Origin of the sequence: Paenibacillus sp. FSL K6-3182 (genome assembly GCF_037976325.1) — a bacterium.
Classification (GTDB): Bacteria; Bacillota; Bacilli; order Paenibacillales; family Paenibacillaceae; genus Pristimantibacillus.
The window spans coordinates 3,104,251-3,117,037 of sequence record NZ_CP150265.1 but is presented as its reverse complement, the minus strand read 5'-3'; the positions used below and the strand labels follow the sequence as shown (position 1 = coordinate 3,117,037).

General features: G+C 44.7%; 15 protein-coding genes and 1 other annotated feature. Of the genes, 3 read left to right on the top strand and 12 right to left on the bottom strand.

Annotated elements, in window-relative coordinates; all coding sequences use genetic code 11:
* Positions 1-105: 105 nt before the first annotated feature.
* Positions 106-1,044, bottom strand: coding sequence for an RluA family pseudouridine synthase (locus tag MHH56_RS13355; protein WP_339208738.1), 939 nt, complete (start codon positions 1,042-1,044; stop codon positions 106-108).
* The gene (gene lspA, locus MHH56_RS13350) at positions 1,025-1,546 is read right to left on the bottom strand and encodes a signal peptidase II (protein WP_339208737.1); all 522 of its coding nucleotides are present in this window, start codon (positions 1,544-1,546) and stop codon (positions 1,025-1,027) included. Before lspA ends, MHH56_RS13355 begins: the two co-directional genes overlap by 20 nt.
* Positions 1,547-1,774: 228 nt before the next feature.
* Between lspA and MHH56_RS13345 the strand changes: the two genes are divergently transcribed.
* Positions 1,775-2,506: a TraR/DksA C4-type zinc finger protein gene (locus MHH56_RS13345; protein WP_339208735.1), complete on the top strand. Its 732-nt coding sequence runs from the start codon at positions 1,775-1,777 to the stop codon at positions 2,504-2,506.
* On the opposite strand, the gene MHH56_RS13340 is transcribed toward MHH56_RS13345, so the two are convergent.
* The 9 genes from MHH56_RS13340 to MHH56_RS13300 all read right to left on the bottom strand — a co-directional run bounded on the left by MHH56_RS13340 (position 2,507) and on the right by MHH56_RS13300 (position 10,715).
* Positions 2,507-2,845 (bottom strand): DUF5665 domain-containing protein, encoded by a 339-nt coding sequence (locus MHH56_RS13340; RefSeq protein ID WP_256710892.1) that lies wholly within the window; start codon positions 2,843-2,845, stop codon positions 2,507-2,509.
* 145 nt (positions 2,846-2,990) lie between these two features.
* Positions 2,991-6,089 (bottom strand): isoleucine--tRNA ligase, encoded by a 3,099-nt coding sequence (ileS, locus tag MHH56_RS13335; RefSeq protein WP_339208734.1) that lies wholly within the window; start codon positions 6,087-6,089, stop codon positions 2,991-2,993.
* Positions 6,090-6,135: 46 nt separating this feature from the next.
* Positions 6,136-6,437 (bottom strand) — a binding site (T-box leader).
* A gap of 79 nt (positions 6,438-6,516) precedes the next feature.
* The gene (locus MHH56_RS13330; RefSeq protein ID WP_076268175.1) at positions 6,517-7,014 is read right to left on the bottom strand and encodes a DivIVA domain-containing protein; all 498 of its coding nucleotides are present in this window, start codon (positions 7,012-7,014) and stop codon (positions 6,517-6,519) included.
* 96 nt (positions 7,015-7,110) lie between these two features.
* On the bottom strand, positions 7,111-7,893 hold the full coding sequence (locus MHH56_RS13325) for a YlmH/Sll1252 family protein (protein ID WP_339208732.1): 783 nt from the start codon (positions 7,891-7,893) through the stop codon (positions 7,111-7,113).
* An 18-nt stretch (positions 7,894-7,911) separates the two neighbouring features.
* Positions 7,912-8,178 (bottom strand): YggT family protein, encoded by a 267-nt coding sequence (locus MHH56_RS13320; protein WP_054027981.1) that lies wholly within the window; start codon positions 8,176-8,178, stop codon positions 7,912-7,914.
* 10 nt (positions 8,179-8,188) lie between these two features.
* Entirely contained in the window at positions 8,189-8,638 is a 450-nt protein-coding gene (sepF, locus tag MHH56_RS13315) for a cell division protein SepF (protein ID WP_076268173.1), read from the bottom strand.
* A gap of 2 nt (positions 8,639-8,640) precedes the next feature.
* Positions 8,641-9,360 carry a YggS family pyridoxal phosphate-dependent enzyme gene (locus MHH56_RS13310; RefSeq protein ID WP_339208731.1) on the bottom strand — a complete coding sequence of 240 codons (720 nt, stop codon included), beginning with the start codon at positions 9,358-9,360 and terminating at the stop codon, positions 8,641-8,643.
* A 3-nt stretch (positions 9,361-9,363) separates the two neighbouring features.
* Positions 9,364-10,215 carry a peptidoglycan editing factor PgeF gene (gene pgeF / locus MHH56_RS13305; RefSeq protein WP_339208730.1) on the bottom strand — a complete coding sequence of 284 codons (852 nt, stop codon included), beginning with the start codon at positions 10,213-10,215 and terminating at the stop codon, positions 9,364-9,366.
* 218 nt (positions 10,216-10,433) lie between these two features.
* Positions 10,434-10,715, bottom strand: coding sequence for a YlmC/YmxH family sporulation protein (locus MHH56_RS13300; RefSeq protein WP_339208729.1), 282 nt, complete (start codon positions 10,713-10,715; stop codon positions 10,434-10,436).
* Positions 10,716-10,893: 178 nt separating this feature from the next.
* Here MHH56_RS13300 and MHH56_RS13295 point away from each other — a divergent pair, with 178 nt between their 5' ends.
* Both MHH56_RS13295 and MHH56_RS13290 read left to right on the top strand, forming a co-directional pair.
* A complete protein-coding gene (locus MHH56_RS13295; RefSeq protein ID WP_339208728.1) occupies positions 10,894-11,460 on the top strand; it encodes a TetR/AcrR family transcriptional regulator in 567 nt (188 codons plus the stop codon).
* Positions 11,461-11,476: 16 nt separating this feature from the next.
* Positions 11,477-11,905 carry a DUF3995 domain-containing protein gene (locus MHH56_RS13290; protein WP_339208727.1) on the top strand — a complete coding sequence of 143 codons (429 nt, stop codon included), beginning with the start codon at positions 11,477-11,479 and terminating at the stop codon, positions 11,903-11,905.
* A 55-nt stretch (positions 11,906-11,960) separates the two neighbouring features.
* Here the strand turns inward: MHH56_RS13290 and sigG are convergent, their stop codons facing one another.
* Entirely contained in the window at positions 11,961-12,743 is a 783-nt protein-coding gene (gene sigG, locus MHH56_RS13285; protein WP_054027974.1) for an RNA polymerase sporulation sigma factor SigG, read from the bottom strand.
* Positions 12,744-12,787: the final 44 nt, after the last annotated feature.

Below are 12,787 nucleotides of genomic sequence, written 5' to 3'. Positions count from 1 at the left end.
CACCTATCCTTATATTCATTTACTTCAGTTGTTATTGATTAGAATAACGTACTTATGTGCTTGAAATAATGAATAATGTGGTGAAAAGTTTGCACTATTGCACTATTACCTTGAACGCAAGCTGCTTAATACATTTTCGAAGTCTGCCGGCAAAGGCATTTCGAACTCAAGCCGCTCGCCGCTGCGCGGATGTGTAAAGCCAAGCAGCGTAGCATGCAAAGCTTGTCCTTTTAAGGCTACAGTCTTGTTGCGGCCGTAAACCGGATCTCCCGCAAGCGGATGACCGATATATTTCATATGCACACGAATTTGATGGGTACGTCCCGTCTCTAGCTGAAGCTCTACAATCGTGTAATCGCCTAAGCGCTCCAATACGTGAAAATGGGTTACTGCATGTCTGCTATTGTGCTCGGTTACCGTAAAGAGCTTCCTGTCATTCAGGTCACGTCCGATAGGCGCATCAATTGTACCTTGGTCATGCGGCAAATTGCCGTGCACAAGTGCGATATATTTACGCGTTACCGTATGTTCCTTAAGCTGCTCAGCAAGCGAGACATGCGCCAGATCATTTTTGGCAGCCATCAGCAACCCTGTTGTGTCCTTATCTATGCGGTGAACAATGCCTGGACGGATCATGCCGTTAATGCCGGACAAGTCCTTGCAGTGATACATCAGCGCATTTACAAGCGTGCCTGAAGAATGACCAGGTGCAGGATGAACAACCATACCGCGCTTTTTATTAATAACAATCAAGTCTGAATCCTCATAAATAACTTCAAGCGGGATGTTCTCAGGGACAATGGCTGCCTCTTCAGGCTCTGGGATAATCAGAACGACACGATTGCCCTCTGCTACCTTAAGATTCGCTTTTGCCACTTTGTTATCGACCTGTACGGCCCCTGCTTTAATCCATTCTTGAACCTGCGTTCGGGACACGCCTTGATCGTCAATACTGTCTGTTACAAACTTATCTACTCGTTCACCGGATTGCTCCGCCTCTACGATCCATTCCAACGATTCTTCATTATACAGGTTGCTGCTCATGATTGTTTTGATCCTTGTCCTCTCCATTTTGCAAACGTTTCTTGTCATCTCTAGCCGATAACAAGGTGTCAATTAGAATTAATGCTACACCACAGACAATCGCTGAATCCGCTACGTTGAATATTGGGAAGCCATAGCTGCCGAAGTTAAACTGAAGAAAGTCGACAACCTCACCATAACGCGCGCGATCGAGAAAGTTACCAATAGCGCCGCCAAGAACTAGTCCGAGTCCTATTAGCAGCCAAGGCTTAGCTGATTTTCTCGATGCCTGTATGTACCAAATGATACCCAAAACAATGATAACGGTAATAATGATAAAAAACAGTCTTTGCTCTTGCAAGATGCCAAATGCAGCACCGCGATTTCGATGCGAAGTGATGAGAAAAAAATTACCGATAATGCTAATTTGATCCCCTATCTCCAATTTTGTCTCAATTAATTTCTTTGTTACAAAATCAAGGACTAACACTAATACCGCTACCCAGTAATAATAAAAACGCATCGAATCACTCCTAATTTTTTGTAAAGCAGCGTTTCCATTCAAAAGCACTTCAGGCTAGATGTGAAAAGCCAGCGCATTTCTGAAAGTTTGCTAATCAATTGTAGCATACGGAGCTAAATAAGAGCCAGCGCCCGCCTGCTGTTCTTCCATTGAAGACCATACTGAAAAACCGTATTTCAGCAAAAGCTAATACTGCAATTATGTTCCCTGCTAAGGAGGGTGCTCAAAATGACAAAGCCAAACACTGCTCATATTCAGCTGCTGCAAGCCAGATTGTTGGACGAGCAGCGCGAAATTGAAAAACGTTTCTCAGAAAACGATCATTACGGCTTAGCAAATTCGTTGCGTGACACTACCGGAGAACTATCCACAATCGATAATCATCCAGGTGATGTTGCTACTGAGCTTTATGAACGCGAGAAAGATGTAGCCCTTCATGAACAAGAGGAATTGCATCTGAATCGCATTGAGGCAGCGCTAACCGCGATTGCTGATGGAACATACGGCATTTGTAAAACATGCAATGAACCTATTCCGCTTGAGCGTTTGGATGCCGTGCCTGATACGCTTTACTGCATTGAACATGCGCCAAGACAACAATTATCCCTGCGCAGGCCGGTTGAAGAATTATTTCTCGATCCTCCCTTTGGTCGAACCAGCATGGATGAGCATGATTCCTACAACGGCTTTGATGGCGAGGATGCTTGGCAAATTGTTGAGCAATGGGGCAATGCTGATTCACCTGCCACATCTGAGAATCGAGATGTTGCCGATTACGAGCATGTAGGCATTGAAGCTTTCGAGAATGACGGCTTCGTTGAATCCATTGAAAGCTTTCTTGCGACCGACATTACAGGGCGTCATGTGTCCGTAATCCGCAACCGAGAGTATAAAAACTACTTGGAGTCGGATGAAGGCGATCATGGATTAGAAGCTGATCTTGAGGATCAACGCTTATAATCAATAAACTTTTCCTTCGAGCTGGATTTGGACAATTCGGACAATGTCTGCAATATAGTCGCCGATTATCGGTAAGTTTAGCGCTCCTAATATACGCAGAACATAAAGAATGGTCGCAGCAAAAAAGGTAAAACCAATCGCGATTCCTACACCTCTGGCTGTACCAGCCAGCAGATTTTTCCAAATCATTGTCCATGGTCTGTTTAACAGATCAATGTAGTCCGCTATTTGGGTATGTTCCATTTCGGTAGCAATAGTTTGCAGTCGTTTATCAAGCTTGCTTAACGAGGTTTGTAACTCGTTCAAATTTTTCGGTTGTTCCGGGTTATTTGTATTCATACGAGGCATCCCCTTTGTCAAACAATAAAACGAGGCCTGACCTGCCGGACATTGCTAGCATTGCGACTATTCAGTCGTTTGCTGCAGCTGTCGGAAGGCGACGGCCTCGTTTTTTTCGCTTGTTAATTTCCTTTATACTATAACCTTATCCGCGGATGAAAATCCCTATTTCTTTTTCGCCAAGCACAACTTTCTCCATCCCCGGCTCATCACCATAAGCGACGGTTTGAACAAGCACGTTGTCTTGAAGCACTTGTGCGAACGCATCCAGCGCCGCTTTGAGCTCTGCATCAACATCAAGTACTAGATCGATACGCTTCTCAATCGGCAGATCGAGCTTTTTGCGTGTATCCTGAACGGCGCGAATCACTTCACGAACCCAGCCCTCTTGCTCAAGCTCAGCTGTAATATCCGTATTCAGCGCTACAGTAACACCGTTGCCAGATGCAGATGCGAAACCTGACTTCGCTTGCTTCTCAACCAACAGCTCATCAACAGTGATCGACAGCTGTTCGCCTTCTGCACTTGTGAAGTCGAAGCTTCCGCCATTTACGATGCTACGAGTCTGTTCTGCTGATAGTCCTTTTAGCTGACCTTGAATAGGTCCAACGTTTTTACCGTATTTTTTACCGGCAACTTTAAGATTCAGCTTAAGGGTGAAATCAACAAAACCACTGTCTGAATTTTGTACGGTAATAGCTTTTACATTTATTTCATCCTTCACGATATCCTCGTAGTCTGCTACGTTGAAATCACGATCAAGCGATACGATTAGCTCCGACAAAGGCTGGCGCGTTTTGATTCCTGTTTCGTTCCGAACGTTGCGAGCAAGCTCAACGATTTGTTTTGCACTTTCCATATCGCGCTCCAAAGTCTCATCAATTAGCGTTTCATCCGCTTTCGGATAATCAGCCAAATGAACGCTGCCTGCTCCGCCAAGGTTTCCGAATACATCCTCTGCAAGCAAAGGTGCGTATGGTGCGATTAAACGCGAGAGAGTAAGCAGTACGCTGCGCAAAGTTTGATAAGCGGCTAATTTATCAGCTGTAAGCCCGCTTCCCCAGAAGCGATCACGTGAACGGCGGATATACCAGTTGCTCAGCTCGTCAACGAACACTTCAATCGATTTAGCTGGATTTAGGAAATCATTTACTTCAAGACCCTTGTTCACTGTATTAATCAAGCTGTTCAGACGTGAAATGATCCAGCGATCCAGCTTGTTGTCTGATTTGATTTCTTCATGAGCTGTGTAGTCAAAGCCATCGATTGAAGCATACAACGCGAAAAACGCATGTGTATTTACGATGGTATCAATGACTTTGGATTTGGCTTCGCCAACGATGCCTCGTGAAAAGCGCTTGCTGTTCCAAGGTGCGCTGTCTGATAGTAAAGCCCAGCGGAACGCATCCGTTCCATATTCATTGATGATTTCCCAAGGATCGATAACATTACCCTTCGATTTGGACATTTTTTGCCCATTCTCATCCAAAATATGGCCAGTTGAGATAACCGCTTTATATGGCGCTTTGCCATTGTACAACGTAGATACTGCAAGCAAGCTGTAGAACCAGCCGCGTGTTTGGTCAATACCTTCACAGATCATATCTGCTGGATACTGCTCAGCGAATTGCTGCTCATTCTCAAACGGGTGATGATGCTGAGCGAATGGCATCGAACCGCTGTCAAACCATACATCGATAACCTCAGGTGTACGCGTCATTTCAGCACCCTCAGCGAAAGGTGATTTCAGCTTAATATCATCCACATACGGTTTATGAAGCTCAATGTCCTCTGGCACATCGCCAATCGCCATCGCACGCAGATCAGCAATACTGCTTGGTGAATACTCCTTGCCTGTTACATCGCAGACCCAAACGTTAAGCGGCGTACCCCAGTAACGGTTGCGGCTGATGTTCCAATCCACCAAATCCTCCAAAAACTTACCAAAGCGCCCTTCACGGATGTGGCCAGGATACCAATCAACGCTGTTGTTGTTGGCGATCAACTGATCCTTAACCGCTGTTGTTTTAATAAACCAGCTTTCCATCGCATAGTAGATGAGCGGCGTTTTGCAGCGCCAGCAGAATGGATAGCTATGCTCGTAGCGCTCCTTCGAGTAAAGAAGACCGCGTTCACTAAGGTTCTTGACGATGTCAATATCAAGCTCAGCGTCTTTCACGAAACGTCCTGCAAAGTCAGTAACCTCTGACGTATAGCGACCAGCCAAATCAACAACACTCAGCATGCTGATTCCGTTGTCGCGTGAAACTCGGTAGTCATCCTCACCATGTGCTGGCGCGATATGAACGATACCCGTACCGCTAGTGTCGCTAACGAAATCGCCTGCAATAACGACGTGGCCTTTTTCTAGGACAACGTATTGGAATGGCGGCTCGTAGCTAAGACCAACAAGCTCAGCGCCTTTCAATACGGATAGAACTTCATAATCTTCTTTAAGAACGCTCTCCGCTAGATTTTGAGCAACGATATACACTTCACCGTTTTTGGAAGCACGGATATAATCAAGCTCCGGATTTACGGCTAACGCCACATTTGCAGGAAGCGTCCACGGCGTAGTTGTCCAAGCGAGAACGAATTCTCCCGACTCCACTAGCTTAAACTTCGCTGTTGCGCTTAGATCCTTAACATCCTCATAACCTTGAGCAACCTCATGTGAGCTAAGCGTCGTTTGACAATCCGGGCAATAAGGACTTACGCGATGACCGCGGTACAGCAGTCCTTTTCCGTGGATTGACGATAAAATATGCCAAACACTCTCGATGTACTCGTTTTTAAGCGTGATGTATGGATTGTCTAAATCCGTCCAATACGCGATGCCTTCTGTCAGCTCACGCCACTGCTTCTCATATTCAAATACGCTGTCTTTGCATTTTTTCACAAACTTCTCTACACCGTATTCTTCGATTTCCTGCTTGCCGGAGATGCCTAGCTGCTTCTCAACTCCAAGCTCAACTGGTAGACCATGCGTATCCCATCCTGCTTTACGGATAACACGGTATCCTGCCATTGTTTTGTAGCGGCAAATAAAATCTTTAATTACGCGGCCAAGTACATGACCGATATGTGGTGCTCCATTAGCGGTAGGCGGCCCTTCATAAAATACAAAATTCGGCTTGCCTTCCCGGTTTGCTATTGATTTTTTAAACGTTTCATCTGTTTTCCATTGCTCCAGCACTCGCAGCTCACGGTTGCGGGCACGTTCCTTAACGTCTACGCGTTGCATCGCTTCAGCCTCCTAATTTAAACAAAAATAAAGCCTCATCCCTATGAGAAGGGACGAGGCTTAGTCGCGTTACCACCCTTGTTCCGCACTGCTGCTGAAATCCAGCAACAAGTTAATGAGAGCAGACAGCTACGTTCAGCTGTGCTTCATGCGGCACCTTAGTCGCGAACATAATATTCGCGTTCCCTGTAACGGGGGACAGCCGTCAGCACTTACTGCTGCTTACGCAGGTTCAGCACCGCTTCTCAGAGAGGATATTCCGCAATAGCTCACACACCGGGCTTTCAGCTGCCGCCGGCTCTCTGAGGAGTGAACTCAAAACGTACTTGTTCTCATCAACGAAGTTTAGATCATCAATTAATTACTATTAGTTATAGCGTAACAACAGGCCAAATGTCAAATGGCATTTCGCCTGTTTATAAAAAAACTAGCCGCGAGTCAATTCATGCTCGGTTTGTCTTACATGCGGCTCCAACGTATCCCAACCATCTACGGAAAGCAGTTCAAGCTGAGCTTCTACAAGTGTACGGAAACGAGCACGGTATACGGAAGCTTGTTTTTTAAGCTCTTCCACCTCAAGAGAAACCTTGCGAGACTTGGCAAGTGAATCATTGATAATTCGATCAGCGTTTTTCTCTGATTCCTTAATGATCAACTGTGCTTCTTTCTTCGCGTTGTTTCTTACTTCATCGGCTGCTTCTTGTGCAACTATAATCGTTTTGCTAAGCGTTTCTTCGATATTCGTAAAATGATTCAATCTTTCCTGCAAGCCTAATACTTGGTTTTGCATTTCTTTATTTTCACGAATGAGCGATTCATAGTCTTTGATGACCTGATCTAGAAATTCATTAACTTCATCCTCATCGTAGCCACGTAATCTCCGACCAAACTCTTTGTTATGTATGTCCAATGGCGATAACGGCATTGGGGCACCTCCTTATGGTATTTGGAACATTCGTAACCGAAAATACACGATTTGATGAGAATAATTCGACAACTACAGGAAAATTCCTGCAATCATTCAAATAAATTTGCCGATCTTTACTCGAATTCTGCCTTTTTTTGTCACGCCATCCACCTCTAGTACTTTAAATCGGCCAAGTCCTTTGAATGACACAACGTCACCCGCTCGAAGCTGCTCGGATGGGTCTTCTTCCGATTTCCAATTCACCCTGCATCTTCCTGCTCGAATCGGATCAACGATTTTGGATCTGCTTATGCGATAAACATCGCTCGCAATCCCGTCCAATCGCATAGAAGCAACTGACAAACTCATTTCCTCCAGCTTAACCAAAGCCGTCTGAAGCTTAGATAGTGGTAGTACGTCTGTCAGCACATTAATCCGATGAACCTGTCTCAGATGGATATTCAAGTAATCCGCAATTTCATCCATAACAATGATATGACAAAAATGCTCATGCACATGTATGTCACCAATTCGGTCACGTTTTATACCAAGTCCAAGCAGTGCTCCTAAAAAATCACCATGATCTAATTCCATTTGGGCTTGTCCCGGTCCATTAACTACAAGAACAGATATGCCAGCATTTTCGTCATCCAAATTTCGATAATCTGGACCTATAATGGCTCGTCTACGCTCAGCTTGATCATAACCGCCATCAAACCGGACATTAACATCAGGGTTGCGATTTGCCAAAATAGTCAATATTTGCGCTTGTCTTGGGTCTAAAAAATCGGTCCGCTTCAGCTCATGCTGCTGTGCGGACCGCTCTATCCATTCCTCCGCCCGATCTACGAAAGGTTTCTCATCGGGATGGAAATGATCGTATATTCCTTGTTTCATATAAACTCATTCCTTTAATCAAATAAAAAATCCGATTACTGCAATCAGGCCATACGCTACAAATTGCAATGCGAACACGGCAAGGATTGGCGAAAGATCCAGCATGCCTCCGATTGGCGGAATAAACTTTCTGAAAATACCTAAGTATGGCTCAACCAGCTTACCTAGAAATACGCCGATAAAGCTTTCACGAGCGTTAGGCAACCAAGATAGCAGCACATAACCAATGATCATAAACGTGTAAATTTTTTGTACCAGCATCACAATACTATAAACTTCATCCATTAACTCAAGGTCACCTCATTTTGTTGTAGTCGTTCTCCTCCGCCAGCATTTCCGTTATAGCACCTTGAATTTCGACTGAATCCGGCGTACAAAGAAAAATATTGGGTCCTAGCTTAGAGATGCTTCCGCCTAAAGCGTACACGGTACCGCTTAGAAAATCAACAATTCGAACAGCAAGATCGCTGCGAACACGTTGAAGATTCACGATTACTGCACGGCGTGAACGCAAATGATCAGCAATTTCTTGCGCTTCATCATAAGACCTTGGCTCGCTAAGTACTACCCGGACATTCTTCTGTGAATGAATGCTGACGACATTATTGCTCTTCGTGTTTTTACGTGCCTCGAAGGGAGAAGTTTCAGCTTCTTGTTCTTCCTGCTGTACAACACGTTCTCTCTCTACAACTTCTTCTTCATCTTGCAAGCCGAGAAAACTCATAAAGCGGTTCATGACGCTCATCCCTATTCCTCCTCTTTCCCTACTAATATCGTACCAAGGCGAATCCATGTCGTTCCTTCTTCGATGGCAACCTCAAAATCATTCGACATGCCCATTGATAACTGGGTGATGGTGTTTGGATGTTCCGAGCGCCGCTCTAATTCATCCCTCAGCTCTCGCAATGCTCTAAAGACGGGTCTCGTTTGCTCTGGTTCGGCTTCATAAGGAGCCATCGTCATCAAACCAATTGGCTTGATCGAATTAAACTTAGCAAGCTGCTCCACAAAGGGAAAGAGCTCGTCTGGATTAATGCCTTGCTTGGAATCTTCTCCAGATACATTTACTTGAATAAAGCAAGGAACGATAATTCCTAGCTGGGAAGCACGCTTATTTATGGCTTCAGCAAGCGATAGCCTGTCCAACGAATGCATGTATGTAAACTTCCCAATGACGTCCTTCACCTTATTCGTTTGCAATGAACCGATAAAATGCCAGATAGGCTGATCCTCTGCTGCTAGATCGTCACTGCTGCTTATCGCTTCCCACTTCGCCTGCGCGTCCTGCCAACGATTTTCACCCAAATGAAGCAAGCCTTGCCCTAGGGCAGCCTTCGTAGTATCTAAAGAAACATATTTCGTAACAGCAATAATTTGAACTTCATCTCTGCTGCGCCCGGCACGCTCGCAAGCTTTCTTAATTCGCTCTTCCACAAGCTCAATTCTATTCTCTAATGTGAATGACATGTTTCACCTCTCCCGAATGCCGATCCAACTGGCCATTCGGCCGGTTAAGCCACCTTCTTTGCGATGAGAAAAAAATAAATCCCGTCTGCATCCAGTGCACCACTCTGTTAATTCGATACGTATCGGCAAAATTCCTGCTTTTATCATAATCTGTCGGTTTATTTCTTTCAAGTCTAAGTTCGCTTTGCCATCCTCGCTTTGCTTAAGCATTGATTCCACTTCTTCTTGCGTCAAGCTCAGACCAGTCAAAAGTGCCTGTACTTGCTCTATGACTGGACCATCCACCTCATAGCAGCAGCCTCCTATAGAAGGCCCTATCGCTGCCACAAGCGCTTTAGGGTCGGTTCCATATGCTTGCTCCATTGCTCGTACCGTTTCAACAGCGATCTGCTGGACGGTTCCCTTCCAACCGGCATGGGCAAGCGCCACCGCATCATGCTCTGGATCATAGAAATACAATGGGACACAATCTGCGTAAAAAGAAGTCAGCAGAACCCCAGGGACGTTAGTCATGATAGCATCACAATCCCTGAGCACATCGTCCAGACTATTTCTACCTTTGCCTTTATCTGCTTCAGTCACTTGCCATACCCGGTTTCCATGCACCTGTTCAGCACATGTCCACGCTTCAAAAGGCCAGCCGATAGCATCGGTCAGCAATCGCCTGTTCGATATAACTGCGGCATCTTGATCCTTGACGTGCAAGCCCATGTTTAACGATGAAAAGTGGCCTTCGCTAACCCCGCCTTGACGTCCTGTAAACCCCGTATTCAAACGATCGTAACGTGATTCCCATTCAGACAATAAAAAAAGCGAAGGTCCCTTCGCTGATTGATTATGTTTAAAAGCTTCCATTTGTTCACCTCTATTAAAGGTTTGCGAAGCAAACCTACTTCGTAAGCATTTGCTTAGGTTTGCGAAGCAAACCTACTTCGTAAGCATTTGCTTAGGTTTGCGAAGCAAACCTACTTCGTAAGCATTTGCTTAGGTTTGCGAAGCAAACCTACTTCGTAAGCATAAGCTTAGGTTTGCAAAGCAAATCAGCTTTGCTGGTATAGTCACAGTTTAGCGTTTTATGAGCGAGCGTGCAAATCTTCTTCCTCGGAACGAATCTGTTTCGTGTCATCCATTCGAACGAGCACAACATCTGCCCCAATTTTCACAATATTGCGCCATGGAATGACGACTTCCGTGCCGCCACCGCCAAACATCCCCAAAAACTTAGTATACTGCGGCACCACAATAGAATCGATCCGACCTTGCCGCAGATCAAGCTCCAAATCCGTTATTTGACCTAGCTTTTTTCCGTCCACAATATTAATAACGTCCTTTGTTTGAAAATCAGATATTTTCATTTCCGCTCACCACTTTTCAAGTAGAGTGATCACCCGTTTGTCTCTCCTATAACTATATGTGGAAATCGCCCAAAATGTCCTTCTTATCAAGAAAAGGAGCCTCTTATTTCAAAATTTGATTTTTATGTACGATAGCGTACAATAAAAGAATATCAGAGGATCGAATAAGGAGCATATCATGCCAAAAATCGTCGCAACGGAACTCGATTGGATTAAGCTAGGACTGCAAAAATTTTCTGAAGGGGGTGTCGAAGCTCTCGTTATCGAACAGCTCGCTAAGCAGTTAAACAGCAGTAAAACCAGCTTCTATTGGTATTTTAAAAATCGTATTTTGTATGTGGATCGTATTATTCATTACTGGCATGAACAAACAACCATATCAATCATCGCTCATATTCAGCAGCATGATTCATTAGAACCGAAGCAAAAGGTACACCAGCTGCTCAGCGTCATGTTCAGCACGATAGAAGGAAAAGATTTTATTTATCATTTCCGAAAATTAGGAACGACATCGCCTGCGTATGCCGTGCTGCTTCAGCAAATTGAGCAGCAGCGCTTGGATTATATGAGCGGCTTGCTCATAGCGTGCGAATTATTAGAAGATGAGGCAAAAAATACATCTGAACTCTTATACAGTTATTACTTGGGATGGTACGAACGAAATAAACATCGTACTCTCAATCCGGAAGAAACCAAGAAGCAGATTGACCTGCTCATGCCGTTTATTGAAAAAAATCATACATGACACGGAGGGATATGTGATGCAATCGTTATTAGCAGCGCTCATTAGTGCGGTGTTGTTCGTCATCGGCGTGATACATATATATTGGGTGTTAGGTGGTCGGCATGGAATCTCCATTGCTGTCCCGACAAAGAATTATACATCTCAGCCTCTTTTTAAACCTCGTCCCGTTGGTACGGCAGCTGTTGCAGTACTTTTCTTTGCGGGCGCCGCTTTCATACTTATGTTTGCTGATATTATCCCTGTCATCGGACCAGCATCGCTGCCCTCCATTGCAGCATGGGCACTTGCTATTATTTTTTTGGCTAGAGCAGTTGGTGAGTTTCGTGCAGTCGGGTTATTCAAAACGATTCGAAACACGCATTTTGCACGGATGGATACGTATGTCTACTCTCCGCTTTGTCTGATCATCAGTTTCTTATCTTTTTGGTTAATGATTATGGATTAGTCTCCTTCAATAAATCACGTAAACAAAAAAAACGGTGCCTCTCGGCACCGTTTTTTTATGTTTTTACATGCTTTTGCATTTGCTGAATAGCCGATTTTTCCAAACGAGATACCTGTGCCTGTGAGATGCCGATTTCATCGGCTACCTCCATTTGCGTCTTGCCTTCGAAAAAGCGCATCGACAAAATCATTTTTTCACGGTCGTTCAGCTTATGCATAGCTTCCCGAAGCGCGATTTCCTCGATCCACGATACGTCTTTGTTTCGTTCGTCACTAATTTGGTCCATAACATAAATAGGATCGCCGCCATCATGGTAGATCGGTTCAAACAATGAAACAGGATCTTGAATGGCATCCAGTGCGAATACGACATCTTCCTTCGGAACGTTTAATGCTTCCGATATTTCAAAAATCGTCGGTTCGCGTGAGTTTTTGTTCGTCAAGCTATCCCTAACTTGAAGCGCCTTGTAGGCGATGTCTCTCAAGCTGCGTGATACGCGTATAGGGTTATTGTCACGCAAGTAACGGCGTATTTCCCCGATAATCATCGGTACGGCATAGGTGGAAAATTTGACATTTTGGCTAAGGTCGAAATTATCTATCGCCTTCATAAGTCCAATGCATCCGACCTGGAATAAGTCGTCTACAAACTCTCCCCTATTGTTAAACCGTTGTATAACGCTAAGCACTAGCCGCAGATTACCGTTAACTAATTTCTCTCTTGCTGCCCACTCATTACGGGTTTGTAATGCCGTAAACAATTCTCTCATTTCGACATTATTAAGGACAGGCAGTTTCGCGGTATCCACTCCACAGATCTCGACTTTATTTCGGGTCAACGTGATTACCTCCCAAGGAGAAACATTAATGTACATTATCTCCT

Bases quoted from the DNA above. Each gene is read 5' to 3' on its own strand.
- MHH56_RS13355 (WP_339208738.1), bottom strand. From the start codon at position 1,044: ATGAGCAGCAACCTGTATAATGAAGAATCGTTGGAATGGATCGTAGAG.
- lspA (WP_339208737.1), bottom strand. From the start codon at position 1,546: ATGCGTTTTTATTATTACTGGGTAGCGGTATTAGTGTTAGTCCTTGAT.
- MHH56_RS13345 (WP_339208735.1), top strand. From the start codon at position 1,775: ATGACAAAGCCAAACACTGCTCATATTCAGCTGCTGCAAGCCAGATTG.
- MHH56_RS13340 (WP_256710892.1), bottom strand. From the start codon at position 2,845: ATGAATACAAATAACCCGGAACAACCGAAAAATTTGAACGAGTTACAA.
- ileS (WP_339208734.1), bottom strand. From the start codon at position 6,089: ATGCAACGCGTAGACGTTAAGGAACGTGCCCGCAACCGTGAGCTGCGA.
- MHH56_RS13330 (WP_076268175.1), bottom strand. From the start codon at position 7,014: ATGCCGTTATCGCCATTGGACATACATAACAAAGAGTTTGGTCGGAGA.
- MHH56_RS13325 (WP_339208732.1), bottom strand. From the start codon at position 7,893: ATGAAACAAGGAATATACGATCATTTCCATCCCGATGAGAAACCTTTC.
- MHH56_RS13320 (WP_054027981.1), bottom strand. From the start codon at position 8,178: ATGGATGAAGTTTATAGTATTGTGATGCTGGTACAAAAAATTTACACG.
- sepF (WP_076268173.1), bottom strand. From the start codon at position 8,638: ATGAGCGTCATGAACCGCTTTATGAGTTTTCTCGGCTTGCAAGATGAA.
- MHH56_RS13310 (WP_339208731.1), bottom strand. From the start codon at position 9,360: ATGTCATTCACATTAGAGAATAGAATTGAGCTTGTGGAAGAGCGAATT.
- pgeF (WP_339208730.1), bottom strand. From the start codon at position 10,215: ATGGAAGCTTTTAAACATAATCAATCAGCGAAGGGACCTTCGCTTTTT.
- MHH56_RS13300 (WP_339208729.1), bottom strand. From the start codon at position 10,715: ATGAAAATATCTGATTTTCAAACAAAGGACGTTATTAATATTGTGGAC.
- MHH56_RS13295 (WP_339208728.1), top strand. From the start codon at position 10,894: ATGCCAAAAATCGTCGCAACGGAACTCGATTGGATTAAGCTAGGACTG.
- MHH56_RS13290 (WP_339208727.1), top strand. From the start codon at position 11,477: ATGCAATCGTTATTAGCAGCGCTCATTAGTGCGGTGTTGTTCGTCATC.